25 protein-coding genes and 2 pseudogenes are annotated in these 26,440 nt (G+C 50.1%); 13 read left to right on the forward strand and 14 right to left on the reverse strand.

Going from position 1 to position 26,440, the window contains the following annotated elements:
* Together dapE and FEK50_RS07355 are read left to right on the forward strand one after the other, a co-directional pair.
* Complete coding sequence (gene dapE / locus FEK50_RS07350) at positions 1 to 1,128, forward strand: succinyl-diaminopimelate desuccinylase (RefSeq protein ID WP_130207439.1); 1,128 nt, start codon at positions 1 to 3, stop codon at positions 1,126 to 1,128.
* A 27-nt stretch (positions 1,129 to 1,155) separates the two neighbouring features.
* Positions 1,156 to 1,356: a YpfN family protein gene (locus FEK50_RS07355; RefSeq protein WP_000383836.1), complete on the forward strand. Its 201-nt coding sequence runs from the start codon at positions 1,156 to 1,158 to the stop codon at positions 1,354 to 1,356.
* Positions 1,357 to 1,453: 97 nt separating this feature from the next.
* On the opposite strand, the gene ypfH is transcribed toward FEK50_RS07355, so the two are convergent.
* The 6 genes from ypfH to dapA all read right to left on the reverse strand — a co-directional run bounded on the left by ypfH (position 1,454) and on the right by dapA (position 8,141).
* Positions 1,454 to 2,152, reverse strand: a complete 699-nt coding sequence (ypfH, locus tag FEK50_RS07360; protein ID WP_131162101.1) for an esterase — start codon at positions 2,150 to 2,152, stop codon at positions 1,454 to 1,456.
* A gap of 73 nt (positions 2,153 to 2,225) precedes the next feature.
* Entirely contained in the window at positions 2,226 to 4,241 is a 2,016-nt protein-coding gene (tmcA, locus tag FEK50_RS07365; RefSeq protein ID WP_131162102.1) for a tRNA cytosine(34) acetyltransferase TmcA, read from the reverse strand.
* A 14-nt stretch (positions 4,242 to 4,255) separates the two neighbouring features.
* Positions 4,256 to 5,119 (reverse strand): neutral zinc metallopeptidase, encoded by an 864-nt coding sequence (locus FEK50_RS07370; RefSeq protein WP_130207445.1) that lies wholly within the window; start codon positions 5,117 to 5,119, stop codon positions 4,256 to 4,258.
* Between the two features lie 167 nt (positions 5,120 to 5,286).
* Positions 5,287 to 6,000 carry a phosphoribosylaminoimidazolesuccinocarboxamide synthase gene (purC, locus tag FEK50_RS07375; protein WP_001295467.1) on the reverse strand — a complete coding sequence of 238 codons (714 nt, stop codon included), beginning with the start codon at positions 5,998 to 6,000 and terminating at the stop codon, positions 5,287 to 5,289.
* A gap of 211 nt (positions 6,001 to 6,211) precedes the next feature.
* Positions 6,212 to 7,246 (reverse strand): outer membrane protein assembly factor BamC, encoded by a 1,035-nt coding sequence (gene bamC, locus FEK50_RS07380; RefSeq protein ID WP_130207447.1) that lies wholly within the window; start codon positions 7,244 to 7,246, stop codon positions 6,212 to 6,214.
* A gap of 16 nt (positions 7,247 to 7,262) precedes the next feature.
* Complete coding sequence (gene dapA, locus FEK50_RS07385; RefSeq protein ID WP_130207449.1) at positions 7,263 to 8,141, reverse strand: 4-hydroxy-tetrahydrodipicolinate synthase; 879 nt, start codon at positions 8,139 to 8,141, stop codon at positions 7,263 to 7,265.
* Positions 8,142 to 8,287: 146 nt separating this feature from the next.
* On the opposite strand from dapA, the gene FEK50_RS07390 reads away from it, so the two are divergent.
* Positions 8,288 to 8,860, forward strand: coding sequence for a glycine cleavage system transcriptional repressor (locus FEK50_RS07390; RefSeq protein WP_130207451.1), 573 nt, complete (start codon positions 8,288 to 8,290; stop codon positions 8,858 to 8,860).
* Positions 8,860 to 9,330 carry a thioredoxin-dependent thiol peroxidase gene (gene bcp, locus FEK50_RS07395; RefSeq protein ID WP_130207453.1) on the forward strand — a complete coding sequence of 157 codons (471 nt, stop codon included), beginning with the start codon at positions 8,860 to 8,862 and terminating at the stop codon, positions 9,328 to 9,330. The genes FEK50_RS07390 and bcp overlap by 1 nt, the downstream gene beginning before the upstream one ends.
* A 108-nt stretch (positions 9,331 to 9,438) precedes the next feature.
* Here bcp and FEK50_RS07400 read toward each other — a convergent pair whose 3' ends face one another.
* Positions 9,439 to 10,500 carry an AI-2E family transporter gene (locus FEK50_RS07400; RefSeq protein ID WP_130207455.1) on the reverse strand — a complete coding sequence of 354 codons (1,062 nt, stop codon included), beginning with the start codon at positions 10,498 to 10,500 and terminating at the stop codon, positions 9,439 to 9,441.
* A 212-nt stretch (positions 10,501 to 10,712) separates the two neighbouring features.
* Between FEK50_RS07400 and bepA the strand changes: the two genes are divergently transcribed.
* Both bepA and arsC read left to right on the forward strand, forming a co-directional pair.
* Positions 10,713 to 12,176: a beta-barrel assembly-enhancing protease gene (gene bepA / locus FEK50_RS07405; RefSeq protein ID WP_130260490.1), complete on the forward strand. Its 1,464-nt coding sequence runs from the start codon at positions 10,713 to 10,715 to the stop codon at positions 12,174 to 12,176.
* Between the two features lie 20 nt (positions 12,177 to 12,196).
* Positions 12,197 to 12,556: an arsenate reductase (glutaredoxin) gene (arsC, locus tag FEK50_RS07410; protein ID WP_131162103.1), complete on the forward strand. Its 360-nt coding sequence runs from the start codon at positions 12,197 to 12,199 to the stop codon at positions 12,554 to 12,556.
* A 137-nt stretch (positions 12,557 to 12,693) separates the two neighbouring features.
* Here the strand turns inward: arsC and FEK50_RS07415 are convergent, their stop codons facing one another.
* From FEK50_RS07415 to upp, 3 genes are all read right to left on the reverse strand, one after another.
* A complete protein-coding gene (locus FEK50_RS07415) occupies positions 12,694 to 13,395 on the reverse strand; it encodes a DnaA inactivator Hda (protein ID WP_074399451.1) in 702 nt (233 codons plus the stop codon).
* A gap of 95 nt (positions 13,396 to 13,490) precedes the next feature.
* The gene (gene uraA, locus FEK50_RS07420; protein ID WP_130207461.1) at positions 13,491 to 14,780 is read right to left on the reverse strand and encodes a uracil permease; all 1,290 of its coding nucleotides are present in this window, start codon (positions 14,778 to 14,780) and stop codon (positions 13,491 to 13,493) included.
* Positions 14,781 to 14,868: 88 nt separating this feature from the next.
* The gene (upp, locus tag FEK50_RS07425; RefSeq protein WP_130207463.1) at positions 14,869 to 15,495 is read right to left on the reverse strand and encodes a uracil phosphoribosyltransferase; all 627 of its coding nucleotides are present in this window, start codon (positions 15,493 to 15,495) and stop codon (positions 14,869 to 14,871) included.
* 168 nt (positions 15,496 to 15,663) lie between these two features.
* On the opposite strand from upp, the gene FEK50_RS07430 reads away from it, so the two are divergent.
* The gene (locus tag FEK50_RS07430) at positions 15,664 to 16,440 is read left to right on the forward strand and encodes a hypothetical protein (RefSeq protein WP_130207465.1); all 777 of its coding nucleotides are present in this window, start codon (positions 15,664 to 15,666) and stop codon (positions 16,438 to 16,440) included.
* 30 nt (positions 16,441 to 16,470) lie between these two features.
* Here the strand turns inward: FEK50_RS07430 and FEK50_RS07435 are convergent.
* Both FEK50_RS07435 and FEK50_RS24465 read right to left on the reverse strand, forming a co-directional pair.
* Positions 16,471 to 16,818: pseudogene (locus tag FEK50_RS07435) on the reverse strand (family 1 glycosylhydrolase); the annotation flags it as partial.
* Positions 16,811 to 16,915 (reverse strand): annotated as a pseudogene (locus tag FEK50_RS24465) (family 1 glycosylhydrolase); the annotation flags it as partial. The pseudogenes FEK50_RS24465 and FEK50_RS07435, both read right to left, overlap by 8 nt.
* Before the next feature lie 398 nt (positions 16,916 to 17,313).
* On the opposite strand from FEK50_RS24465, the gene purM reads away from it, so the two are divergent.
* From purM to ppx, 4 genes are all read left to right on the forward strand, one after another.
* On the forward strand, positions 17,314 to 18,351 hold the full coding sequence (purM, locus tag FEK50_RS07445; protein ID WP_130207469.1) for a phosphoribosylformylglycinamidine cyclo-ligase: 1,038 nt from the start codon (positions 17,314 to 17,316) through the stop codon (positions 18,349 to 18,351).
* Positions 18,351 to 18,992: a phosphoribosylglycinamide formyltransferase gene (gene purN, locus FEK50_RS07450; RefSeq protein ID WP_131162105.1), complete on the forward strand. Its 642-nt coding sequence runs from the start codon at positions 18,351 to 18,353 to the stop codon at positions 18,990 to 18,992. Before purM ends, purN begins: the two co-directional genes overlap by 1 nt.
* Before the next feature lie 172 nt (positions 18,993 to 19,164).
* The gene (ppk1, locus tag FEK50_RS07455) at positions 19,165 to 21,231 is read left to right on the forward strand and encodes a polyphosphate kinase 1 (RefSeq protein ID WP_130207473.1); all 2,067 of its coding nucleotides are present in this window, start codon (positions 19,165 to 19,167) and stop codon (positions 21,229 to 21,231) included.
* 3 nt (positions 21,232 to 21,234) lie between these two features.
* Entirely contained in the window at positions 21,235 to 22,776 is a 1,542-nt protein-coding gene (ppx, locus tag FEK50_RS07460) for an exopolyphosphatase (protein WP_130260486.1), read from the forward strand.
* 44 nt (positions 22,777 to 22,820) lie between these two features.
* Here ppx and FEK50_RS07465 read toward each other — a convergent pair whose 3' ends face one another.
* Entirely contained in the window at positions 22,821 to 25,064 is a 2,244-nt protein-coding gene (locus tag FEK50_RS07465) for a sensor domain-containing phosphodiesterase (protein WP_130207477.1), read from the reverse strand.
* Between the two features lie 181 nt (positions 25,065 to 25,245).
* Entirely contained in the window at positions 25,246 to 25,386 is a 141-nt protein-coding gene (locus FEK50_RS24160; RefSeq protein WP_165383276.1) for a hypothetical protein, read from the reverse strand.
* A gap of 28 nt (positions 25,387 to 25,414) precedes the next feature.
* On the opposite strand from FEK50_RS24160, the gene FEK50_RS07470 reads away from it, so the two are divergent.
* Positions 25,415 to 25,606 carry a YfgG family protein gene (locus tag FEK50_RS07470; RefSeq protein WP_165383277.1) on the forward strand — a complete coding sequence of 64 codons (192 nt, stop codon included), beginning with the start codon at positions 25,415 to 25,417 and terminating at the stop codon, positions 25,604 to 25,606.
* A 312-nt stretch (positions 25,607 to 25,918) separates the two neighbouring features.
* On the forward strand, positions 25,919 to 26,437 hold the full coding sequence (locus tag FEK50_RS07475) for a glycine zipper 2TM domain-containing protein (protein ID WP_165382790.1): 519 nt from the start codon (positions 25,919 to 25,921) through the stop codon (positions 26,435 to 26,437).
* Positions 26,438 to 26,440: the final 3 nt, after the last annotated feature.

Consider the following 26,440-nt stretch of genomic DNA (forward strand, 5'->3'; position numbering starts at 1 on the left):
ATGTCGTGTCCGGTTATTGAGCTGACACAGCAGCTTATTCGCCGCCCATCCTTAAGTCCTGATGATGCAGGATGTCAGGCAATCATGATCGACCGTCTGCAGGCAATCGGTTTTACCATTGAACGCATGGATTTTGCGGATACGCAGAATTTTTGGGCGTGGCGTGGACAGGGAGAAACCCTGGCCTTTGCCGGACATACTGACGTAGTCCCTCCAGGCGATGCCGATCGTTGGATCAACCCACCATTTGAGCCAACCATTCGCGATGGCATGTTGTTCGGGCGCGGCGCGGCTGATATGAAAGGCTCGCTGGCGGCAATGGTAGTGGCAGCAGAACGTTTTGTCGCGCAACATCCCAACCATAAAGGCCGACTGGCATTTCTGATTACCTCTGACGAAGAAGCCAGCGCCCACAATGGCACGGTCAAAGTAGTCGAAGCGTTAATGGCGCGTAATGAACGGCTGGATTACTGCCTGGTCGGTGAGCCGTCGAGTATCGAAGTGGTTGGCGATGTAGTGAAAAATGGCCGTCGCGGATCGTTAACCTGCAACCTCACCATTCATGGCGTGCAAGGGCATGTGGCCTACCCGCATCTGGCTGATAATCCAGTACATCGCGCAGCACCTTTCCTTAATGAATTAGTGGCTATTGAGTGGGATCAGGGCAATGAATTCTTCCCGGCGACCAGTATGCAGATTGCCAATATTCAGGCGGGAACGGGCAGTAACAACGTTATTCCGGGTGAACTGTTTGTGCAGTTTAACTTCCGCTTCAGTACCGAACTGACTGATGAGATGATCAAAGCGCAGGTGCTTGCCCTGCTTGAAAAACATCAACTGCGTTATACAGTGGATTGGTGGCTTTCCGGGCAGCCATTTTTGACAGCGCGCGGTAAACTGGTGGATGCGGTGGTGAACGCCGTTGAGCACTATAATGAAATAAAACCGCAGCTACTGACCACAGGCGGAACGTCCGACGGGCGCTTTATTGCTCGCATGGGGGCGCAGGTGGTGGAACTCGGGCCGGTCAATGCTACCATTCATAAAATTAATGAATGTGTGAATGCTGCCGACCTGCAGCTACTTGCCCGTATGTATCAACGTATCATGGAACAGCTCGTCGCCTGATGAGTCGTTCTGTAAGAGGAAATAAGCATGGACTGGCTGGCTAAATATTGGTGGATTCTGGTGATTGTCTTTTTGGTGGGCGTCCTGCTGAACGTGATTAAAGATCTCAAGCGCGTCGACCATAAGAAATTTCTCGCCAACAAGCCGGAGCTTCCCCCGCATCGTGATTTCAACGATAAGTGGGACGATGACGACGACTGGCCGAAAAAGGATCAACCGAAGAAGTAAGCTGAGGGGCCGGATAAGGCGTTAACGCCGCATCCGGCAACGGTGAACAATGCCTGATGCGACGCTCACGCGTCTTGTCAGGCCTACGCAGCTGTTATTACATCATTTCAATTACATCATCATCGCCAGGCTTACCGCCACTTAGCGCTTCGTCGAAATAATGTTTCGGAATGGTATAACGCAAGTGATCCAGGGCAAATTGCATACTGCGATTGTCGATCGCATGGCCTAAATCCTCCACGATATCCAGCGTCACATCACCACCGGCACTGATTAACGCTTCCTGCGCCGCAACCGCATGCGCCAAATCGATAACCGGATCTTCACCTCCATGAATCAAGTGAATTGTCGTGGCTGTAGACGCGGTTTCCGGCAGGCTGGCATAGCGTCCGTTAAAAGCAATGACGCGTGAGGCAAGGCCCGGTTCGGCTTTAATGCTCTCCAGCGCCATAATCGCGCCTTGGGAGAAACCGATTAGCGCCGTGGCGTTAGCCGCTACTCCGCTCTGTTTCTGCCAGTAGCGCACCGTCTCAATAAAGGTCGGCATGATGGCATCCACACGCGCCTGGCGATTATCTTCCGTTATGCCCTGCACCGAAAACCACTGACGCCCCGCCGGATTACCGCTCGGCTCCGCGCCACCGACACTCACCACCAGCGCATCCGGGAACAGCGGTGCAAACCAACTGCCGATCTCCCCCATCGCTACCGGGTTATCGCCGACACCGTGAAAAAGCAGCAACAACTGTTGCGCAAGTTTATCCGGGCTTTGAACAACAAAATGGTCATGTTTCATGGCGAACTCCTTAACTGATGTCATTAATTTTACGCCGCTGACTCACAATGACCATGGGATAAAATTGAAGGAGTCAGTGAAAAAATTGCCATTGCGTTATGCGATCGCGCAGGCGTTCAGTGCGGGTATCATCAAGCGCGAATAGCGCCTGTGCCGCCTCTTCACGCTGACGGGCCAACAACGCCTTACGCCCCGAAAGTTTAAGTGTGGTACATAACTGCGCGTCGCTGACGTTTTTCTGCAAGCGCCCACGCAGCGCTGGTAATGTCAGTTCGCTGATTTGCAGCAGACGCATTAAACAGCCTAATGACGTTAAAAGCGGACGATGAGCGAAAGCAAAACCAGCCAGTTCCAGCCAGTCGCCGTCAGTAACCACGATATCGTTAAGCGGATCGACTGGAATAGTTTCGCCATTCCACTGCGCGATATTTTGCGCATCGCGGCGTAAACGAAAATGCTCACGTTCTGCCAGCTGTTTACCCGCTTCGCTAATCGGTAACAACGCCATCGCCGTATAACAGCCGCTGCTGGCTTCGCGATGATTGCCCATCCGCACCAACACAAAACCGCATCGTTGCCAGAAACGCCATAATTCCTCGGTGTAGCCAAAGCTTACCGAAAGGTAGTCGAGGCCATGCGTATATTGCAAAGCGCTGGCAATGAGCTGTTGCCCAACGCCTTCGCGCTGACGCGCCGGATGGACTGCAATCCGGCTGACCCGCCGTCCGCGCAACGTAGCCGCCACTGGATTGCCACCATGTGCCGCTAGCGACTGCGCCACCAGATTGCCCCGTGGACGTCGATAACCCGCCCATACCGCCTGACTGAGTTCTTGAGATAATCCGCCCTCATCCACCAGCCACAGCGCCCCGGCGATCTCGTTTTCACCAGCCGCCTTTAAAAAATGTTGCCCTGGTGCATCCATCATCCGGCGTAAATCCAGCGGCGAGGTCCGGTAATGCGCGCCAGACAATAGCTGATATACCTTTAACGGCGTTTCTGGTTCGCTTCGCCATAACGTCTGTTCAAAAGCAGAAATGACGATGTCACCTTGTGGTTCGTGAGTGAAGTTTTCGTCGTCAAAAACCAGTGCCTCACTAACTATTTTTTCCAGCGGGCATCCCTGCGCCCAGCGGATCGGCTGTTGCAGTTCAAAACGGTGTAAATGCGGAAAGCGGGCGCAAAATTTCAGCAAAAAACCACGTCCGGTGCCTTCATAGCCCTGTACCGTTGTAGTTAACAAAGTGCGTGAGAAACGCGATACAAGCTGATGCAACAGTGGTGCAGGAATGGCTGCGGCTTCGTCAACCACCAGCCAGTCGGCTTTTTCATCACTGGCTAATAAGGCATCTGGCGCCACAAAGCGATACTCCTCGCCCGCAAACTGCGCCAGCACATCCGTTGCAGCCTTCGCAGGTGCTGTAACAATCGCACTGCCAGAGATATGGGAAATGAGTTGCCCCGCCAGCGCCGACTTACCGCGCCCGCGCGCAGCAATTACCGCAGCCACGCCCGGCGGCATGGTCAGCAGTTGCTGTAATATGTGCTGTTGTTCTGGTTGCGGCTCGCCAGTAGCAGGACGCCAGTCTGGATAAGGAGCAAAATGCGCCAACTTGAACGGCTGATTTTGTCGCCAGAGGATAGCGTTGTTATCCGCCGCAAGTACGCGTTTGAGATGTTGGACAAAATGCGGAGTCGCAATAGGACCAGGGCAATCACTCCAGCGCAGCGAATCGACATCAGGATGGTTTTCCCATTCTTCCCACGCAGGGAGCAACAACACCAGCCAGCTTCCCGCTTTCAGCGTTCCGCTAAGTGCCGCAAAAGCGGCGGCATCAAAACCCTGGCGGGCGTCGAATACCGCATGCTGGAACTCGCGCCCAAGTAAAGTTTGTAGCGCTGATGGCGTACAGTGGTTTTCAGAAGCTGGCTGCGGCGAAATCCACAGCCAGTCGCCCGGTAATACGTCACGCAACTTAAGCACATGCTCACCGCACCAGCTTCCTTCGCCGCTCAACACTAACAAGCGGCGAATCCCTTCACGTTTCATTTGCGCTGTTAATGTGTGAAGCGCAGTCAGTTCAGCCATCCCTGCCCCGGAAGTTAAATGCTTTTACCAAAAGTATTGCATTGTGCCGGATCGCCGCTGTCGAAACCACGTTTAAACCAGCTGTAGCGCTGCTGAGATGTACCATGGGTAAAGCTGTCTGGCACTACCTGCCCCTGACTTTGCTGTTGTAAGCGGTCATCGCCGATGGCCTGCGCCGCGTTCAGCGCCTCTTCCAGATCGCCGGTTTCCAGAACGCCTTGCTGCTGCATGCTATGCCCCCAGACACCGGCAAAGCAGTCGGCCTGGAGTTCCATACGCACAGATAAGCGGTTGGCTTCCGCTTGCGTCGCGTTTTGTTGCAGTTGACGGACTTTCGGCTCGATACCTAACAGTTTCTGCACGTGATGACCGACTTCATGGGCGATAACGTACCCTTGAGCAAAATCACCATCCGCGCCCAGTTTGTCTTTCATGTCATCATAGAAGGAGAGATCGATATAGACTGTGCCATCCGCCGGGCAATAAAACGGTCCCATAATGGACTGCCCCGCCCCGCAACCGGTGCGAGTCATTCCACGGTACATGACCAGCTTCGGTTGCTGGTAGGTCTTACCCATCTTCTCGAATTGCTGTCCCCAGGTGTCTTCCGTGGTTGCCAGAATCACCGAAGTGAATTTTGCTGCTTCGTCTTCATTTGGGCTAATTGAACGCGTTGATTGCTGTTGGGAAACGGGCTGCCCGGTCATTAATCCAGTTAAATCAACACCATAGTAGCCAGCGACCAACACAACCACCAGTAAAATTAACCCGCCTTTACCGGTTGGTAGGCGAAAACCGGGACCGCCCATTGACGGACCACCGGAACTGTTTCGCCTGTCTTCAACATTGTCACTTTCACGACGCCCTTGCCAGCGCATAGATACCTCAACAATATATTCATTATAGGAATGATCGTAGGTGGTTCAGGGGAAGATTACCACAGGAAAACGGGAGGAAATGATGGAGGAATGAGCGTTCAATGCACATCTTACGAGAGCGGTTGTCTTGCCGTGCCAGCAGCACGGCAAGACGATGAACAGAAAAATCAGTCCAGCTGTACACCCAGGCGGCGGGCGACGGCTTCATAGGCTTCGATCAGGCCACCGAGGCTCTGGCGGAAACGGTCTTTGTCCATTTTCTCCAGCGTTTCTTTGTCCCACAGGCGGCTACCGTCCGGGGAGAACTCATCACCCAGTACCACTTCGCCTTTGTACAGACCAAACTCCAGCTTGAAATCGACCAGAATCAGACCGGCATCGTCGAACAGTTTTTTCAGCACGTCGTTCGCTTTGTAGGTCAGCTCTTTCATGCGCGCCAGGTTCTCTTTGCTTACCCAACCAAAGGTTTCGCAGTAAGATTCGTTGACCATCGGATCGTGCATGGCGTCGTTTTTCAGGAACAGATCGAACAGCGGCGGGTTCAGCTCAATACCTTCTTCGATTCCAAGACGTTTCACCAGAGAGCCAGCAGCACGGTTACGCACGACACATTCAACCGGCACCATATCCAGTTTTTTCACCAGACATTCGGTATCAGAGAGCAGACGCTCCATTTGAGTCGGGATACCCGCTTCAGCCAGTTTGCTCATAATGAAGTAGTTGAACTTGTTGTTCACCATACCTTTGCGATCAAACTGCTCAATGCGCGCGCCATCCCCTGCTGACGTATCATTGCGGAATTCGAGCACCAACAGATCCGGGTTTTCCGTGCTGTATACGGTTTTCGCTTTACCACGATACAACTCAGCTTGCTTTTGCATCTTTATCACTCCTGGGTGTGAATTAACGTTTTAAAATCTTTTGCTGTCTGGTGTGCCTGTCGTTTTGTCGGCTGTACCGTGTACGCCTTAACCGACCTACGCCGACAAACAAATTTCGTGCGAATTAACGCTAAAATCGCGATTTTCTGCTGACGCACACGTTTGCGTATCATATCAGAAAAAAGGGCCGGATGACTCCAGCCCTGTATTTTTACTTGCTAAACGCAGCCTGGAAGACTGATACCAGTGCGTCGTTTTGGCTTTGGGTCAGCGTATGACCTTTTGGATCAATAAACTGTAAGCTGCTGCGGTTATCTAAATCACCGACTTGCAATTTGTAGTCGCCGGATGCCAGTTCAGGATCACGGGCGCCCAGTTCCTGCCAGTCGCTGTCAGACAGTGGCTTGTAAGTTACGGCCATGCTGCCCTGTGAACGAGTGCTGTCGGTCACTTTCATGCCCACTTTTTCCAGCGCAGCAGGCAGACGTTGCCATACTACGTTGAACGGACCACGCACGACCAGCATCGGTAAACCAGTGTCGTCAGCGCCGCTTTGTACATCCATTGTTGTGGAAGCACGGTTTTGCGCCGCATTAGCCGCGTCAGTGACGGATTTATCCAGGCCAGCGGAAATGACGTTCATCATCTCAGCACTGTAACGCTGCATAGACGCCGCATCTGCAACCGGCTTGCCAGCCTGCTCCAGGTTCAGCAATTTCACCGTTACCGCCTGCTGGTAACCCTGCGGTTTAACGGAGATTTGATAACGACCACGATATTGCTCGTCTTCGTCCAGACGGTTCCATTGTACCCAATCGGTGGTCAGCGTCTGACCGGCATCATCGCGTTGGGTAATGGTATAGTTTTTCGCCTGCAGCACGCTAACGACCTGCGGCCACAGAGTATTGCCACGACCATTTTCCACCAGCAGCGAAGCGGTATCGCCCGTGAACTGGGTACGCGCACCTGAAACCAGCGCCAGCGGCTGGGCTGGTGGACGAATATCTAACGCTTTGCCAACTGCGCCACTACCGTTAGTTACCGGAATCGCATAGTCGCCGGAGGTCACCGGCAAAATCATTCCTGCCGGGGCGTGAAGTTCTGCAAGCGGTGCCGCTTCCAGGTAGGCTTCATCGCCGCTCACCTGACGCTTATAACGTGAGTCCGAACTACAGGCTGCGAGTAAAAGAACAAGCGAAACACCCGCAACCTTCGCTAGGCGCGACTTTTGTACAGAGTAAGCCATCAAATCTCCCTAAACTTTACAGCAAACCGGCATGCTTAAGCGCCGCTCTGACCGTCTCACGACCACTGTCGGTGATTGGCGTCATTGGCAGGCGTAGCGTATCGGTCGCCACAAGACCCAGTTCCTTACATGCCCATTTCACAGGGATTGGATTGGGTTCGACAAATAGTTTGTTGTGTAATGGCATCAGACGCTGATTAATAACGCGTGCCTCGGCAAAATGCCCTTCTGCCGCCAGTTTGCACATCTGGGCCATATCTCGCGCTGCGACGTTAGCCGTAACGGAAATTACGCCATGACCGCCTAACTGCATGAAATCCAGCGCGCTCGCATCATCGCCGCTCAGCAGAACAAAATCGTCTGAAACCAGCTCTTTGATCTGGTTTACCCGCGTTAAGTTCCCTGTTGCTTCTTTGATTCCGACAATATTTTTTACTTTCGCCAGACGGCCCACCGTTTCTGGTAGCAGATCGCAACCAGTACGGGACGGCACATTATACAGAATTTGCGGCAGGTCAGTATGTTCAGCGATGGCTTTGAAATGCTGATACAGACCTTCTTGCGATGGGCGGTTGTAATAAGGGGTTACCGTCAGGCAGCCAACAACACCGCTGTCGTTGAAGCGCTGCGTCAGGTTAATGGCTTCTGTGGTGGCGTTAGCACCGGTCCCGGCAATCACCGGAATGCGCCCATCAGCCAGCTCCAGCGTCATCATCACGACATCGACATGCTCGTCATGGTTCAGAGTAGCGGACTCACCAGTAGTACCAACAGAAACGATCGCCGAAGTACCGCTGGCGACATGATAATCAATCAGTTTTTTTAAGCTAGCCCGACAGACATTACCTTTTTCATCCATCGGAGTAACAATCGCGACAATACTTCCCGTGAACATGGGCCATCCTCTGTGCAAACAAGTGTCTCAATGGTACGTTTGGTATGGCATTAAAAGCAAGCAAACAGAACCGTTCTGATTGTTGTATGCATGTTTTTTTTATGCTTTCCTTAGGAACATCTCACCCCCTTAAAGGAATAACCAGTTTGACACTGTCATCGCAACATTATCTGGTGATCACTGCGCTGGGTGCCGATCGCCCAGGAATTGTGAATACCATCACCCGTCATGTCAGTAGTTGCGGCTGTAATATCGAAGACAGTCGCCTGGCGATGTTGGGAGAAGAGTTCACGTTTATCATGCTGCTTTCCGGTTCATGGAACGCCATCACCTTGATTGAATCAACGTTACCGTTGAAAGGCGCCGAGCTGGATCTTTTAATCGTGATGAAACGAACGACCGCTCGCCCACGTCCACCTATGCCCGCATCTGTCTGGGTTCAGGTCGATGTGGCGGACTCCCCGCATTTAATTGAGCGCTTCACAGCACTTTTCGACGCGCACCATATGAACATTGCAGAACTGGTGTCACGCACGCAACCTGCTGAAAATGAAAGGGCTGCGCAGCTACATATTCAGATTACCGCCCACAGCCCGGCGTCTGCGGACTCAGCAAATATTGAGCAAGCGTTCAAAGCACTATGTACAGAACTCAATGCGCAAGGCAGTATTAACGTCGTCAACTATTCCCAACATGATGAACAGGATGGAGTTAATTAATGAATCCACTGAAAGCCGGTGACATCGCACCGAAATTTAGCTTGCCGGACCAAGACGGAGAACAAGTTAATTTGACCGACTTCCAGGGACAGCGTGTTCTGGTTTATTTCTACCCGAAAGCCATGACCCCCGGCTGTACCGTACAGGCCTGCGGCTTACGCGATAACATGGAAGAGTTAAAAAAAGCGGGCGTTGATGTGCTCGGTATCAGCACCGATAAACCTGAAAAACTTTCCCGTTTCGCAGATAAAGAACTGCTTAACTTTACGCTTCTGTCCGATGAAGACCACCAGGTATGCGAACAATTCGGCGTCTGGGGCGAGAAGTCTTTCATGGGCAAAACCTACGATGGTATTCACCGTATCAGCTTCCTGATCGATGCCAACGGCAAAATCGAACACGTATTTGACGATTTCAAAACCAGCAATCACCACGACGTAGTGCTTAACTGGCTAAAAGAACACGCCTGATTACTTTGCTCCATTCCGTGTTGGCTGCGCTTGCGGCCAGCACATTTCACATCCGGTGATGTAAATCACGCCCTGCGACACTCGTTTCAAAGCCCTTTTCGCTGAAGATTACTCTTGCGGGATTTGACCATCCGGCCAGGCATGGATTACTGCTTTGATTAGCGTTGCCAGTGGGATAGCGAAGAATACGCCCCAGAATCCCCACAGCCCGCCGAAAATCACCACCGATAAAATAATCACCAGCGGATGCAGGTTCACGGCTTCAGAGAACAACACCGGTACGAGTAAGTTACCGTCCAGCGCCTGGATAATCAGATACACCGCGAAGCAGCTCCAGAACTCGGTGCCAGCGCCAAACTGGAATAGCGCCACGCCGACCACCGGAATGGTCACCACAAATGCGCCAATGTACGGAATAAGCACCGAGAAACCGACCAGCACCGCCAGCAGCAGCGAATAGTTCAGCCCGAAGAGTAAGAATCCCAGCCAGGTGGCGATCCCCACAACGATCATCTCCAGTACCTTGCCACGGATGTAGTTGGTGATTTGCTGGTTCATCTCCTTCCACACCTGCCCTGCCAGTCCACGGTTGCGCGGCAGCACCCGACGAACGGCATTCAGCATTTGCTCTTTGTCTTTCAGCAGGAAGAAGACCATCAATGGCACCAGCACCAGATAGACGGCAATGGTCAGCAAACCGACCAGCGAGGCGAGGGAGATTTTCACCACTGAATCGCCCATGGTAAGCATCCGGCTACGCATATTCTCAGCCATCGCATCAATAATGCCCGCGTCCATCAACGCCGGATAGCGGCGCGGCAACGTGGCGGCAAAATCAGAAAGCTTATTGAGCATACCCGGCATATCGCGGATTAAATAAATGCCCTGTTGCCAGGCGATAGGCATGACCACAAATGCCATCAGTAGCAGGATGCCAACAAACAGGACCAGCACAATCGACGTCGCCCAACGGCGGGAACAGCCAATAGATTGCAGGCGCACAGTGGGCCATTCCAGCAAATAGGCCAGCACAATAGCCACCAGCAGCGGCGCGAGTAATCCACTAAAGAAAAAGATAATGCCAAAACCGGCAACTAAAATAACCAGCAAGGCAATCGCTTCCGGGTCGCTAAAACGGCGGCGATACCATTGCATCAACATTTCGAGCATAAAGACCTTCCCTGAACCTCAAGAGGGGGATTGCGATCCGCAATTGTATCGAAATGTCACAAAAAAGACTTCGCTTTTTATGACGGATTCAGGAAACTAAAAAGTCATTTGAGTGGGTTAATCTTCACCGTTACACTCAAAGACGGCGCGGTGGGAACGATATTTCACAGTATCGGTCAAATGACTATCTCCAGAAATACAGGACAGAGGTTATGTTCAGGCAGTTGAAAAAAAACCTGGTTGCTACCCTCATTGCTGCTGTGACCCTCGGTCAGGTAGCCCCGGCGTTTGCCGATAGCGCAGACACCTTGCCGGATATGGGAACCTCCGCAGGAAGCACGCTTTCCATTGGTCAGGAAATGCAAATGGGCGACTATTATGTTCGCCAGTTACGCGGCAGCGCGCCGTTAATTAATGATCCGCTATTAACGCAATACATTAACTCGCTGGGGATGCGTCTGGTTTCGCATGCCAATTCAGTTAAGACGCCATTCCATTTCTTTCTGATCAATAACGACGAAATTAACGCCTTTGCTTTCTTTGGCGGCAACGTAGTGCTGCATTCTGCCCTGTTCCGTTATTCCGATAACGAAAGCCAACTGGCTTCGGTTATGGCGCATGAAATCTCCCACGTCACCCAGCGCCACCTGGCGCGAGCGATGGAAGATCAGCAACGTAGCGCACCACTCACCTGGGTCGGGGCGTTAGGTTCTATTTTACTGGCGATGGCCAGCCCGCAGGCGGGAATGGCAGCGCTGACCGGTACGCTGGCGGGAACACGCCAGGGGATGATCAGCTTCACCCAGCAAAACGAACAGGAAGCAGACCGCATTGGGATTCAGGTGCTGCAACGCTCGGGGTTCGATCCGCAGGCGATGCCGACCTTCCTCGAAAAATTGCTCGATCAAGCGCGTTACTCTTCGCGTCCGCCGGAAATTTTGCTGACTCACCCGTTGCCGGAAAGCCGTCTGGCTGATGCTCGTAACCGTGCTAATCAGATGCGCCCGATGGTGGTGCAATCGTCAGAAGATTTCTATCTGGCAAAAGCGCGTACTCTAGGGATGTACAATTCCGGACGTAATCAGCTCACCAGCGACTTGCTGGATGAATGGGCGAAAGGCAATGTTCGTCAGCAACGGGCGGCACAGTATGGCCGTGCTTTACAGGCGATGGTAGCCAATAAATTCGATGAAGCACGGAAAACGCTTCAGCCATTATTGGCGGCAGAACCGGCTAACGCATGGTTTCTCGATCTGGCAACCGATATTGACCTTGGGCAACACAAAGCCAATGACGCGATCAATAGGCTGAAAAATGCCCGCGATTTACGCACCAGTCCGGTGTTGCAGCTCAACCTGGCAAACGCGTATCTGCAAGGCGGTCAACCGCAGGAAGCGGCCAATATTCTGAATCGCTATACTTTTAATAATAAAGATGACAGCAATGGCTGGGATTTGCTGGCACAGGCGGAGGCCGCGCTAAATAACCGCGATCAGGAACTGGCTGCGCGAGCAGAAGGTTATGCGCTGGCCGGGCGACTCGACCAGGCCATTTCTCTGTTAAGTAGCGCAAGTTCGCAGGTGAAATTAGGCAGCCTACAACAAGCGCGTTACGATGCGCGCATCGACCAGTTGCGCCAGTTGCAGGAACGCTTTAAGCCTTATACCAAGATGTAATTCGCATTAAAGGAAGAACAATGACCAAACAGGTAAAAATCTACCACAACCCACGCTGCTCAAAGAGCCGTGAAACGCTGAACCTGCTGAAAGAAAATGGTGTGGAGCCGGAAGTGGTGCTCTATCTTGAGACACCCGCCGATGCGGCAACGCTACGTAATTTGCTGAAAATGTTGGGTATGAATAGCGCCCGTGAATTGATGCGCCAGAAAGAGGATCTTTATAAAGAGCTGAATCTTGCAGACAGTTCGCTTAGCGAAGAGGCGCTGATTCAGGCGATGGTGGATAATCCGAAGCTGATGGAACGCCCGATTGTGGTCGTGAATGGCAAAGCGCGTATTGGTCGCCCACCGGAGCAAGTGCTGGAAATCGTGGGTTAAGATGTACCCCTTCGGTAGCTAAGGCATATTGCCGGATGCGACGCTTGCCGCGTCTTATCCGGCCTACAAATACAATGAACTTGATTCGAGTAGGTCAGATAAGGCGCTCGCGCCGCATCCGACAATAAACGTCCTGTCTACAGCTTCAGGATCTCTTTCACAAACGGAATGGTCAACTTACGTTGTGCAGTAATCGATGCGCGATCCAGCTGATCCAACGTCATAAATAACGTGCGCATCTCTCTGTCGAGCCGCTTCAGCAAGAAACGTCCCACATCTTCCGGCAGTTCAAAACCACGCAAACGGGCGCGTAACTGTAAAGCCTGCAATTTGTCTTCATCAGAAAGTGGCTGCAACTTGTAGATCTGCCCCCAGTCAAGACGTGACGCAAGATCCGGTAACCCCAGATTCAACTGACGAGGTGGACGATCACCAGTGATCAGCAACCGTGTTTTACCTGACTCCAGAATCCGATTGTAGAGATCGAAAATCGCCATCTCCCACAACTCATCGCCAGCAATACACTCAATATTGTCGATGCAAACCAGCGACAGTTGTTCCATACCATCGAGCACTTCCGGAACAAACCAGGTGCGTTTATCCAGCGGGACATAACCTACCGCATCGCCACGCTGCGACAATTCCGCGCAAGCCGCGTGCAGCAGATGGCTGCGCCCCGCGCCTTCGCGTGCCCAGAGATAGATGTAACCGCTATGTTCCTGACGCAGCACGTTTTTCATCGCGGCCAGTAAAGAGGAGTTATCCCCCGGCCAGAAACTTGCAAAGGTTTCGTCGTCAGGAAGATAAAGTGGCAAAGAGAGCTGTGCCGGTGTGTTCAGAGATACCTCAACCAGGGATTTCACAAAATCACGAGAAGTTTACCACAGAATTCCATCATGTTTGAACCGGGCAGCATTACTGCCCGGTCGCTACATTATTTTTCTGTTATATCGGCGTCTTCTGCATCCAACACCACTTCTTCCGGACGGAGCACGCTAATCAATTTAAAGATCAGGCTTAAGCCAATGCCGACGATGGTCGCCAACGCCATACCTTTCAGCTCTGCCGCACCGATGTTTACCTTCGCACCGCTGACACCGATGATCAGGATCACGGAAGTCAGGATCAAGTTCTGTGCTTTGTTGTAGTCCACTTTCGATTCAATAAGTACACGAATACCAGAAGCGCCGATGACACCGTAAAGCAGCAGCGAAACGCCGCCCATCACCGGCAGTGGGATCATCTGGATAGCCGCAGCCAGTTTACCAACACAGGAGAGCAGAATGGCGAAGATCGCCGCACCACCGATTACCCAGGTACTGTAGACTCGGGTGATCGCCATAACGCCGATGTTTTCCCCGTAGGTAGTGTTTGGCGTGGAACCAAAGAACCCGGAGATAACGGTAGACAGGCCATTAGCGAACATGGAACGGTGCAGGCCCGGATCGCGCAGCAGATCTTTTTTCACGATGTTAGCCGTTACCACCAGATGCCCCACGTGTTCAGCAATAACCACCAGCGCCGCAGGCAGAATGGTCAAAATGGCAAACCACTCAAAGCGCGGCGTGTAAAAGGTCGGCAGAGCAAACCAGTGAGCGTTAATAATCGGCGTGGTATCGACAATACCCATTGCGAAGGAGAGCGCGTACCCCACCAACACGCCAATCAAAATCGGGATAATCGCCAGGAAACCGCGGAACAGAACGGAACCTAAAACCGTAACCGCAAGGGTAGTAATGGAGATAATGATGGTTTTGGAATCTGGCATTTGCCCTTCAGTCGGGAGTAAGCCAGCCATGCCAGCGGCCACGCCCGCCAGCTCCAGACCGATGACAGCAACGATTGCCCCCATTGCCGCTGGAGGAAACAGCACATCCAGCCAGCCAGTCCCTGCTTTCTTCACAATAAAAGAAACCAGACAGAACAGCACGCCGCACATAATAAAGCCGCCCAGCGCGACTTCATAACCCAACGGCAACAGCAATAACACCGGAGAAATAAAGGCAAAGCTCGAACCAAGATAAGCCGGGATTTTCCCTTTACAGATGAAGAGATACAGCAGCGTTCCGATACCGTTAAATAACAGTACGGTCGCCGGGTTGATATGAAATAAGACGGGCACCAGGACGGTTGCACCAAACATGGCGAACAAATGTTGTAAACTAAGCGGGATTGTCTGTAAAAGTGGCGGTCTTTCACTCACCCCGATAGCACGGCGCGTCATAGTATTATCCTCTGTATATTATGTGTTATAGGCGCTTTACTCAAAAAAAAGCCGACTCTTAAAGTCGGCTTTAATTATTTTTTATTCGTTATTTCGTACCAAAGATTTTATCACCAGCATCGCCGAGGCCCGGGATAATGTATCCGTGCTCATTCAGCCCCTGGTCAATCGATGCGGTATACAGCTCGACGTCCGGATGCGCTTTTTCCAGCGCAGCGATACCTTCTGGCGCAGCCACCAGCACCAGCACTTTAATGCTGCTGCAGCCCGCTTTTTTCAGCAGGTCGATGGTCGCGATAACGGAACCACCGGTTGCCAACATTGGGTCAACGATCAGCGCCATACGCTCATCGATGTTAGAAACCAGTTTCTGGAAGTACGGTACCGGCTCCAGTGTTTCTTCATCACGGTACATACCGACTACGCTGATGCGCGCGCTCGGAACGTTTTCCAGAACACCGTCCATCATCCCCAGACCCGCACGCAGAATTGGCACCACGGTAATTTTTTTACCTTTGATCTGGTCAATTTCTACCGGGCCGTTCCAACCTTCGATAGTGACTTTTTCCGTTTCGAGGTCGGCGGTCGCTTCGTAAGTCAGCAGGCTACCCACTTCGGAAGCGAGTTCGCGAAAGCGCTTGGTGCTGATATCTTGCTCACGCATCAGTCCCAGCTTGTGTTTGACGAGTGGGTGTTTGACTTCCACGATCTTCATACTCTTTCTCCTTTGAGGGCAGCCACAAAAAAAATCGACGGATTATACCGCCATTCTTTTCATCGACAACATTTTTTTACTTGATGCTGATCAAGCATAGGCGGGGTTGCCAGGAATAGAGTAGCAAATCTCAGTACTCATCAGCTTTTGCGCCAGGATGCGCGAGACATGAAAAAACGGAAAAGTAAAAAAGAGCAAGCGTGGGCGGAAGCCTCTACTTTTGAGAAGGTGTTATACCGGAGCTATCAGGCAGCTTTTGTGATTTTTAGCCTGTGGACTGGCTGGGTGGTTTATGATGAAGTGCAGATGCGGCAAGACTCAGTTGCGACGATGTCGACGATTTACAATGTGCGTTTCATCTCACCGGAAGAAGCTGCAAGTAAAGGCTTATGTAAACTACATGGCCGGAACGCGAATTGCGATTTTCGATATACCTTCACCGTTGAATTTCAGGCGAGTGGACGCAAAAGAACAGCAGAATTTATTGATACATCCTGGAATCCCGGCAACAGAAAGTCTGTCTGTATCAATTATGTGAAAAGCAACCCCGAAATTGTAAAATTTTGCCACGCCTTCTGGTTCAAACTTCACAAAGGCTATTTTGGATTCCCCTTTGGCTTCTGGTCATTGACCATAATGGGTGCATTAGGCATCGCTGTAACCATTGCCGCTGAAAAAGTAAAACAGCGATTTCGGCGAGCATCTCAACCGCCACCAAAACAGCAGTGGTATCGGATTAGCGACAGGCAAACCGGACAGCTACTGTTGGAAACAAATAATAAAAAAGAGGTCAATATTCTGCTGAATCAAAAGAAAATAACCGCCATCAGAGGCGGGGGGAACAGCGAGATTGTGACGATCAACGGCAGGAAAATAGCGCGATCCTGGGTTATTTACGAGGTGATTGAACGCAATTCCAGGCGCACGAAGAAAAAAGCATCCTAACGCGGCCAGCTTTCGCTGGCCGTCCCATGATTACAGCTTCTCGCCGTTAGAGGCGATCACCGCTTTATACCAGTTGAAGGATTTTTTACGGCTGCGTGCTAGCGTGCCGTTACCTTCGTTATCTTTATCAACGTAAATAAAGCCGTAGCGTTTTTTCATCTCGTTAATATGGGCTGCGAGATAATCAATACGGTACTGGTCGTTCACCGTACCGTCGCTTTCCTGCACGTCGATCGAGCCAAAACCGTTCTCTACGATAAACAGCTGTAGCTGATAGTGGTCACAGAACCAGTTCAGCGAATAGCGCAGCCCTACCGGGTCAATCTGCCATCCCCAATAGAATTTATGCACGTATGGGTTAGAAACCAGGCTGGTTGTTTATCTCGTTAAAGGTCATCCAGTACTTCACTGGATGCTGATAATGGGTGAAGACAACCTGGGCAAAGCGCACGAAGAAGTCGATGAGTTTACGGTTACGCCTGCCGTCATTACATCAGCCACGTTTTCATAGCAAAGTTATCGAAGCGACGGATAGCGCCGCCCATTTTTAGCGCGGTGCCGCCAATATCAAATGCTGCAATGCCCATCGTTCTCATCCTTCCCGAATGGTAAAACGACACGCTGACTTCTCGTTTTCGCAAAAACAGAAACCGATTTCAGTTGCACCATGTGCATTCAACGCAACTGATGCAAGGACAAAAATGTACCCGGTTTCATTTTCGTGAATAGTATCAAAGTTGACCACGTTCTCAGGCCGAACGGCAAAAATCCACCCCCTAAAAAATGGATGCACAATGGGCTCGCAAACGTTTGCTTAGACTGTTAGAATTGCGCCGATTTTTCTTGCTAACGCAAACGCGTGGAGACTTAGCAGTGACCGACAAAACCTCTCTCAGCTATAAAGATGCCGGTGTTGATATTGACGCAGGAAACGCTCTGGTTGACCGAATCAAGGGGACTGTGAAGAAAACCCGTCGCCCGGAAGTGATGGGGGGATTGGGTGGATTCGGCGCATTGTGCGCGCTGCCGCAAAAATATCGTGAACCCGTACTGGTTTCCGGCACTGACGGTGTAGGCACCAAGCTACGTCTGGCGATGGACTTAAAACGTCACGACACCATTGGTATTGATCTGGTCGCCATGTGTGTTAATGACCTGGTGGTGCAAGGCGCGGAACCGCTGTTTTTCCTCGACTATTACGCAACCGGAAAACTGGATGTTGATACCGCTTCAGCGGTGATTAGCGGCATCGCGGAAGGTTGTCTGCAATCGGGCTGTTCGCTGGTGGGCGGCGAAACGGCAGAAATGCCGGGGATGTATCACGGCGAAGATTACGATGTCGCTGGTTTCTGTGTTGGGGTGGTAGAAAAATCAGAAATCATCGACGGTTCTAAAGTTAGCGACGGCGATGTGCTCATTGCGCTCGGCTCCAGCGGCCCGCACTCGAACGGTTACTCGCTGGTACGCAAAATTCTCGAAGTCAGCGGTTGCGACCCGCAAACTACAGAGCTGGACGGAAAACCTTTAGCCGATCATCTGCTGGCGCCAACCCGTATTTATGTGAAGTCAGTGCTGGAATTGATTGAAAAGGTTGATGTTCACGCCATTGCGCACCTGACCGGCGGCGGTTTCTGGGAAAACATTCCTCGCGTATTACCAGAAAACACTCAGGCAGTGATTGATGAATCCTCCTGGCAGTGGCCGGAAGTGTTCAACTGGCTGCAAACGGCAGGTAACGTCAGCCGCCATGAAATGTATCGTACCTTCAACTGCGGCGTCGGGATGGTTATCGCCCTGCCTGCTCCGGAAGTGGACAAAGCTCTCGCCCTGCTCAATGCCAACGGTGAAAACGCGTGGAAAATCGGTATCATCAAAGCTTCTGATTCCGAACAACGCGTGGTTATCGAATAATGAATATTGTGGTGCTTATTTCCGGCAACGGAAGTAATTTGCAGGCAATTATTGATGCCTGTAAAACCAACAAAATTAAAGGCACCCTACGGGCAGTTTTCAGCAATAAGGCCGACGCGTTCGGCCTTGAGCGCGCCCGCAAAGCAGGTATCGCAACGCATACGCTTATTGCCAGCCAATTTGACAGTCGGGAAGACTATGATCGGGAGTTGATGCACGAAATCGACATGTACGCCCCCGATGTGGTAGTTCTGGCCGGTTTTATGCGCATTCTCAGCCCAGCGTTTGTTTCCCACTACGCCGGACGTTTGCTAAACATTCACCCTTCCCTGCTACCGAAATATCCCGGTTTGCATACCCATCGTCAGGCGCTGGAAAATGGCGATGAAGAACACGGTACATCAGTGCATTTCGTCACCGATGAGCTGGACGGCGGCCCGGTGATTTTGCAGGCTAAAGTTCCGGTTTTTGCCGGTGATACGGAAGATGAAATCACCGCTCGCGTGCAAACTAAGGAACATGCTATTTACCCGCTGGTCATTAGCTGGTTTGTTGATGGTCGTCTGAAGATGCTGGAAAACGCCGCGTGGCTGGATGATCAGCGTCTTCCACCGCAGGGCTACGCCGCCGACGACGAGTAATCTTCCGCATATTTAAAGCGCCAGCGCTACTGCTGGCGCTTCTCATTTCTCCTGTAAATCGCAGGCTTCAGCAGTTTTTTTCCCCCTTTTCTGGCATAGTTGGACATCTGCCAACATTGCTCGCCATAATATCCAGGCAGTGTCCCGTGAATAAAACGGAGTAAAAGTGGTAATGGGTCAGGAAAAGCTATACATCGAGAAAGAGCTCAGTTGGTTATCGTTCAATGAACGCGTGCTTCAGGAAGCGGCGGACAAATCTAACCCGCTGATTGAAAGGATGCGTTTTCTTGGGATCTATTCCAATAACCTTGATGAGTTCTATAAAGTTCGCTTCGCTGAACTGAAGCGACGGATCATTATTAGCGAAGAACAAGGTTCTAACTCTCATTCCCGCCATTTGCTGGGCAAAATTCAATCCCGCGTGCTGAAAGCCGATCAGGAATTTGACGGCCTTTACAATGAACTGCTACTGGAAATGGCGCGTAACCAGATCTTCCTGATTAATGAACGCCAACTCTCCGTTAATCAACAAAACTGGCTGCGTCATTATTTTAAGCAGTATCTGCGTCAGCACATTACGCCGATTTTAATCAATCCTGACACTGACTTAGTGCAGTTTCTGAAAGATGATTATACCTATCTGGCGGTGGAGATAATTCGTGGCGATACCATCCGTTACGCGCTGCTGGAGATCCCATCGGATAAAGTTCCGCGCTTTGTGAATTTGCCGCCGGAAGCACCGCGTCGACGCAAACCAATGATTTTATTGGATAACATTCTGCGTTACTGCCTTGATGATATCTTCAAAGGCTTCTTTGATTATGACGCGCTGAATGCCTATTCGATGAAGATGACCCGCGACGCCGAATACGATTTAGTACACGAGATGGAAGCCAGCCTGATGGAGCTGATGTCTTCCAGTCTGAAACAGCGTTTAACCGCAGAGCCAGTACGTTTTGTTTATCAGCGTGATATGCCTAACGCGCTGGTTGAAGTGTTGCGTGAGAAACTGACTATTTCCCGTTACGACTCTATCGTCCCTGGCGGTCGTTACCACAATTTTAAAGACTTTATTAATTTCCCTAATGTCGGCAAAGCGAATCTGGTTAACAAACCACTGCCGCGTTTACGCCATATCTGGTTTGATAAAGCCCAGTTCCGCAACGGTTTTGATGCCATTCGCGAACGCGATGTTCTGCTCTATTACCCTTATCACACCTTTGAGCACGTACTGGAACTGTTGCGTCAGGCCTCGTTCGATCCGAGCGTGCTGGCGATTAAAATCAACATTTACCGTGTGGCAAAAGATTCACGCATCATCGACTCGATGATCCACGCAGCGCACAACGGCAAGAAAGTGACCGTGGTGGTTGAACTACAGGCACGTTTTGACGAAGAAGCTAACATTCATTGGGCGAAGCGACTAACCGAAGCTGGCGTGCACGTTATCTTCTCTGCGCCGGGGCTGAAAATTCACGCCAAACTGTTCCTGATTTCACGTAAAGAAAACGGTGAAGTCGTCCGTTACGCGCATATCGGGACCGGGAACTTTAACGAAAAAACCGCACGTCTTTATACCGACTATTCGCTGCTGACCGCCGATGCGCGCATCACCAACGAAGTGCGGCGGGTGTTCAACTTTATTGAAAACCCATACCGTCCGGTGACATTTGATTATTTAATGGTGTCGCCGCAAAACTCCCGCCGTCTGTTGTATGAAATGGTGGATCGCGAGATCGCCAACGCACAACAAGGGCTGCCCAGCGGTATTACTCTGAAACTGAATAACCTGGTCGATAAAGGACTGGTCGATCGTCTGTATGCGGCATCCAGTTCCGGCGTGCCGGTAAATCTGCTGGTACGCGGGATGTGTTCGTTGATCCCCAATCTGGAAGGCATTAGCGACAATATTCGTGCTATCAGCATTGTTGACCGTTACCTTGAACATGATCGGGTATATATTTTTGAAAATGGTGGCGATAAAAAGGTTTACCTCTCTTCCGCCGACTGGATGACGCGCAACATTGATTATCGTATTGAAGTGGCAACGCCGCTGCTCGACCCGCGCCTGAAGCAGCGGGTACTGGATATCGTAGATATTCTGTTCAGCGATACGGTGAAAGCACGTTATATCGATAAAGAACTCAGTAATCGCTACGTTCCCCGCGGTAATCGCCGGAAAGTTCGGGCGCAGTTGGCGATCTACGACTACATAAAATCACTCGAACAACCAGAATAACCTATGCCAATACACGACAAATCCCCTCGCCCGCAGGAGTTTGCTGCGGTCGATCTTGGTTCAAACAGTTTCCACATGGTTATTGCCCGTGTGGTGGATGGCGCCATGCAGATTATTGGCCGCCTGAAACAACGGGTACACCTGGCAGATGGTCTGGGGCCAGATAATATGTTGAGTGAGGAGGCGATGACGCGTGGTTTAAGCTGTCTGTCGCTGTTTGCCGAGCGCTTGCAAGGTTTCTCTCCCTCTAGTGTCTGCATTGTCGGGACACATACACTGCGTCAGGCGCTGAACGCTACTGATTTTCTGAAACGCGCCGAAAAGGTTATTCCCTATCCGATTGAAATTATTTCCGGCAACGAAGAGGCTCGTCTGATTTTTATGGGGGTGGAACATACCCAGCCGGAAAAAGGTCGCAAACTGGTTATTGATATTGGCGGCGGCTCAACGGAGCTGGTAATTGGAGAAAATTTCGAACCGATTCTCGTCGAAAGCCGCCGGATGGGTTGCGTTAGCTTTGCCCAGCTTTATTTTCCGGGCGGAGTCATCAATAAAGAGAATTTTCAGCGCGCACGCATGGCGGCTGCACAAAAACTGGAAACATTAACCTGGCAATTCCGTATTCAGGGCTGGAACGTTGCTATGGGGGCTTCCGGCACCATTAAAGCCGCCCACGAAGTGTTGCTGGAAATGGGCGAGAAAGACGGCATCATCACACCAGAGCGCCTCGATAAACTGGTGAAAGAAGTTTTACGGCATCGTAACTTCTCGGCGTTAAGTTTGCCGGGTCTTTCGGAAGAGCGTAAAACAGTTTTTGTTCCTGGTCTGGCTATTTTGTGTGGTGTATTTGATGCCTTAGCTATTCGTGAACTGCGGCTTTCTGACGGGGCGCTGCGTGAAGGCGTTTTGTATGAAATGGAAGGACGTTTCCGCCATCAAGATGTGCGTAGCCGCACCGCCAGCAGTCTGGCCAACCAGTATCACATTGACAGTGAACAGGCCCGACGGGTGCTCGACACAACTATGCAAATGTACGAACAATGGCGGGAACAGCAACCGAAGCTGGCGCATCCACAACTGGAAGCATTACTGCGCTGGGCCGCCATGCTACATGAAGTCGGATTAAGCATTAATCATAGCGGCCTTCATCGCCATTCTGCGTATATCTTGCAAAACAGCGACTTGCCAGGGTTTAATCAGGAACAACAACTGATGATGGCGACGCTGGTGCGTTATCATCGTAAAGCGATTAAGCTCGACGATTTGCCACGCTTTACGCTGTTTAAGAAAAAACAGTTCCTGCCGTTAATTCAACTGTTGCGTCTTGGCGTATTACTTAACAATCAACGTCAGGCAACCACAACACCGCCGACATTGACTCTGATTACTGATGATAGCCACTGGACGTTACGTTTTCCGCATGACTGGTTTAGCCAGAACGCGCTGGTATTGCTTGATCTGGAAAAGGAGCAAGAATACTGGGAAGGCGTGAATGGCTGGCGGTTAAAAATTGAAGAAGAAAGCACGCCGGAAATCGCGGCTTAATATGAAATGAAAACGGGCCAACCTGTTGCGTTGGCCCAAATGAATTACGCGCTTTCTCGAACAGGTTCTCTTTCAGCTGTAATCGCAATTAACGGCTGCGGTTCACCAATCAAAAAGCCTTGCAGGTAATCAATACCCAAAGAGTGTACGGCTTTGCGAATCTCTTCATTTTCAACATACTCCGCAACCACTTGCATTTTCTTCATTCGTGCCAGATGACAAATCGATGCCACTATCTGGTAATCCAGACTATTCGAGGCAATATTACGGATGAAGCTGCCATCAATTTTTAATAAATTGGCATTCACATTTTTTAGCCGCGCATAACTTGCGTATCCGGTGCCGAAATCATCAATAGCAATCTGGCATCCTAACTCCTGAAGATGTTGTAACGTATTCTGTGCCTGCTTAACATTGGTAAGGGCATTACTTTCGGTGACTTCAAAGATAAGCTGCCACGCCTCTATTTGGTATTTCGCTAATAACTTACTAATTTTAACAGGAAAGCGGGCCTGACAAACTGAAGTTGGCGACAAATTAATCGCAAATCGTTGGGCGGGCATTTTCTCTTTATTTTCCGCCATAAATTGCAATGTATGTTCGATGACCCACATGTCGATACTGGACGATAAGCCAAATTCATGCGCAACCGGCAAGAAATTATCAGGATTGATGAGTTCATCATTCTCCCCTCGCATACGCAGCAAAATTTCATGATAGATATCGCCGCGCACTCCAGTAATTGGCTGGGCCATAAGGCAAAAATCGTCGTGCTCAAGCGCCTGCTGTAGCCGATTCATCATTGCCACTTTGTCTTTTAATTCTCGCTGCAGATACATTGCTCCGCGACGCTGCATATTTTCCGGGGCATTAGTCACTATAGAGAGTTCAGCAACCGTACTTAGCTCGCCTAACAGCAAATAAATATGATTCACTGGCGAACGGACATAGCAATAGCTGACACCAATCTGTGGTTGCAATGGCATATCATCCCAAAAGAAACGAAACTGCTTAAGATGGTTATCCAATGCGATAATGCGCTCCTGGTGAGACTCTGTATTCAGTCGCAGCGCGAGATCATTGCCAGAAAGCTGATAAACGTCTTCTCCGGGTTCCAGTAAAGGTGCCAGCCAATGTGAAAGCTTTTGTTTGTATTGGATACGCAGCATGATGCCATAGTTCTTTACCAGCATTTCCATACCGGGAATGCGTAAAAAACATAGCGCGGACCAGGGCGCATCACGCAGCGCGCGATTCAAAGCTCGAACATTCGGCAGATGAACAACCGGGTCCACGTAAGCCAGCCGCTGAATGCGTTTGGTCACCGCTCGTTGACGCGTTGCCAGAACCGCCATGTAATTGACGATAAAAGAAAATACCAGATAGCTGGAGGAGGTTATGGTTAGTTGAGTGGTATACCCATGATAAAGGGGAATATAATTCTGGTAGCTATGGATACTGATCATCAGCACTATTGCCCAGAGCAACGAGATCAGCTTGTAGCCATAACGCATCGCTCCCCACATCATCAGCGGCAGCAATAACGACAAGGTATAGTTGGTGCTGAAAATTGTGCTTTTTTCATTTAAAGGCATACATAGCAGAAATAACAATGCGCCCAGAGCAAGCAACCACAGCGCGAACTCTTTTTTTGTAACTTTACTGTCAATCTGTTGTTTTAATTGAGAATAATAGCTTCGTAAATAAAATGGATTTCGTACAGAACGAACGATGAAGTAGCAAAGCGGGACGCCTATCAGATTACCCACCAGTAAAGCCTGATAATTAATTAAGGTTCCCAGATTAAAGGGCATGACGCCAACCAGATTTGTTCTGTTCGCCAGTAAACCTACAAACGCCGCAAACTGGAAGAGCACCAGAAACAACGTTGCAGGGAAAACAATCTGCCAAAAAATGCGCTGGGAAATTAAGCGGGTATCGCCATGTGAAACGTTGTTACGTCGGGGAGTAAACACCCTGTAGCCGCCCCAACAAAGAATGATAATGATAATGAAATTAACCGTTAACGAGAGCGTTTCATAAAAACCAAGCTCGGCATACTTGCGAATAAAAATCCCTAAAGCAATACCTGGCAATGCTGCCCAGCTAAAAAACATCATCATACTGATCATCAGCGCTAGCGGCAGATAAAAGAGAAAAACTTCACCAGAAGAAATATGTGCGTACGTATTTATATGGGCAAAAACAGGCAAGATTATAGACGGCAGGATCAGCGGAAGCCCCCACCATTTATCACGTATATTTATATAAGTTGCATTCAGTTTCATAGATGCTCAGCAGAACCCCTTACATCCTGAAAGGGTGTATTCAGACAGGCATCCCACCTGACTTCGATGGATGATTATTCATCGCAATTAAGGAGCATTGATTCTAATTGTCATATGAAAGTTCCAATTGATATATATCAAACAAAATTACCCTGTTCAATGAATTATTACGTTTATCATGTTAACCCGTCATTATTACATCATTATTGTAAATAATTAAATTAACTTCCATAACATTAAAATATGTATCAACTGACGCTTTTTTACATAATGAACAATTGACCATTGCGCCCGGGTATGCCTTAATGTAAGTACCGTCCATGGCATGGACATACCTTGAGGAACCCTTTGTGAGTCAGCCAACCAGTATGCGAAAACGACACCGATTTAACAGTCGCATGACTCGTATCGTATTGCTTATCAGCTTTCTCTTCTTCTTTGGCCGCTTTATCTACTCCTCCGTTGGCGCCTGGCAGCATCATCAGAGCAAAAAAGAAGCTCAGCAATCCACATTCTCTATCGAATCCCCGGTACAACGTTAGCGGTTACCTTCGTCACCTTTACTGAACAAGACGGCTCAATGCTGTCAGATACAGTTGCTCTTTGTTGTTATCAAAGCGGCAGGCATTTGTTTATCTAAATTTTTACCTCTTTGTTCTGATTTCGAATCATTCTGCAATAAGACGCAATGTATATTAGACATAATATATATGTTTTTATTATGCATTAATGCATATATATTTATTCAATGAATTTAAATAAATTTAATCTATTCCTTCATAGTCTATACATTTACTTTCCTCTTTCGATGATCTTAAATGTCTTGTTTTTCGTAAAGTCTATAACAAGGAATAGTGATGAAATTTAAAAAATGTCTTCTGCCTGTGGCAATTTTAGCGTCATTCATGTTGGCAGGATGCCAATCAAATGCTGACGATCATGCCGCCGATGTTTATCAAACTGATCAACTGAATACCAAGCAAGAAACTAAAACCGTTAATATCATTTCCATTCTTCCCGCAAAAGTTGCCGTAGACAACTCCCAAAATAAACGGAACGCACAAGCCTTCGGCGCACTTATTGGCGCAGTCGCTGGCGGCGTTATCGGCCACAACGTCGGGTCTGGCAGTAATTCCGGAACGACGGCAGGTGCAGTTGGCGGCGGAGCTGTAGGCGCAGCAGCAGGTTCTATGGTGAATGATAAAACCTTAGTGGAAGGTGTTTCTTTAACTTATAAGGAAGGCACCAAAGTGTATACATCCACACAGGTGGGTAAAGAATGCCAGTTTACGACGGGTTTAGCTGTCGTTATTACCACGACGTATAACGAAACGCGTATTCAGCCAAATACCAAATGTCCTGAAAAGAGCTAATAA

Origin of the sequence: Escherichia sp. E2586 (genome assembly GCF_005781105.1) — a bacterium.
GTDB lineage: Bacteria > Pseudomonadota > Gammaproteobacteria > Enterobacterales > Enterobacteriaceae > Escherichia.

Bases quoted from the DNA above. Each gene is read 5' to 3' on its own strand.
- ppx (WP_130260486.1), top strand. From the start codon at position 21,235: ATGCCAATACACGACAAATCCCCTCGCCCGCAGGAGTTTGCTGCGGTC.
- dapE (WP_130207439.1), top strand. From the start codon at position 1: ATGTCGTGTCCGGTTATTGAGCTGACACAGCAGCTTATTCGCCGCCCA.
- FEK50_RS07465 (WP_130207477.1), bottom strand. From the start codon at position 25,064: ATGAAACTGAATGCAACTTATATAAATATACGTGATAAATGGTGGGGG.
- uraA (WP_130207461.1), bottom strand. From the start codon at position 14,780: ATGACGCGCCGTGCTATCGGGGTGAGTGAAAGACCGCCACTTTTACAG.
- bamC (WP_130207447.1), bottom strand. From the start codon at position 7,246: ATGGCTTACTCTGTACAAAAGTCGCGCCTAGCGAAGGTTGCGGGTGTT.
- upp (WP_130207463.1), bottom strand. From the start codon at position 15,495: ATGAAGATCGTGGAAGTCAAACACCCACTCGTCAAACACAAGCTGGGA.
- tmcA (WP_131162102.1), bottom strand. From the start codon at position 4,241: ATGGCTGAACTGACTGCGCTTCACACATTAACAGCGCAAATGAAACGT.
- bcp (WP_130207453.1), top strand. From the start codon at position 8,860: ATGAATCCACTGAAAGCCGGTGACATCGCACCGAAATTTAGCTTGCCG.
- purC (WP_001295467.1), bottom strand. From the start codon at position 6,000: ATGCAAAAGCAAGCTGAGTTGTATCGTGGTAAAGCGAAAACCGTATAC.
- bepA (WP_130260490.1), top strand. From the start codon at position 10,713: ATGTTCAGGCAGTTGAAAAAAAACCTGGTTGCTACCCTCATTGCTGCT.
- ypfH (WP_131162101.1), bottom strand. From the start codon at position 2,152: ATGAAACATGACCATTTTGTTGTTCAAAGCCCGGATAAACTTGCGCAA.
- arsC (WP_131162103.1), top strand. From the start codon at position 12,197: ATGACCAAACAGGTAAAAATCTACCACAACCCACGCTGCTCAAAGAGC.
- FEK50_RS24160 (WP_165383276.1), bottom strand. From the start codon at position 25,386: ATGGACGGTACTTACATTAAGGCATACCCGGGCGCAATGGTCAATTGT.
- purN (WP_131162105.1), top strand. From the start codon at position 18,351: ATGAATATTGTGGTGCTTATTTCCGGCAACGGAAGTAATTTGCAGGCA.
- FEK50_RS07355 (WP_000383836.1), top strand. From the start codon at position 1,156: ATGGACTGGCTGGCTAAATATTGGTGGATTCTGGTGATTGTCTTTTTG.
- ppk1 (WP_130207473.1), top strand. From the start codon at position 19,165: ATGGGTCAGGAAAAGCTATACATCGAGAAAGAGCTCAGTTGGTTATCG.
- FEK50_RS07400 (WP_130207455.1), bottom strand. From the start codon at position 10,500: ATGCTCGAAATGTTGATGCAATGGTATCGCCGCCGTTTTAGCGACCCG.
- dapA (WP_130207449.1), bottom strand. From the start codon at position 8,141: ATGTTCACGGGAAGTATTGTCGCGATTGTTACTCCGATGGATGAAAAA.
- FEK50_RS07370 (WP_130207445.1), bottom strand. From the start codon at position 5,119: ATGCGCTGGCAAGGGCGTCGTGAAAGTGACAATGTTGAAGACAGGCGA.
- FEK50_RS07430 (WP_130207465.1), top strand. From the start codon at position 15,664: ATGAAAAAACGGAAAAGTAAAAAAGAGCAAGCGTGGGCGGAAGCCTCT.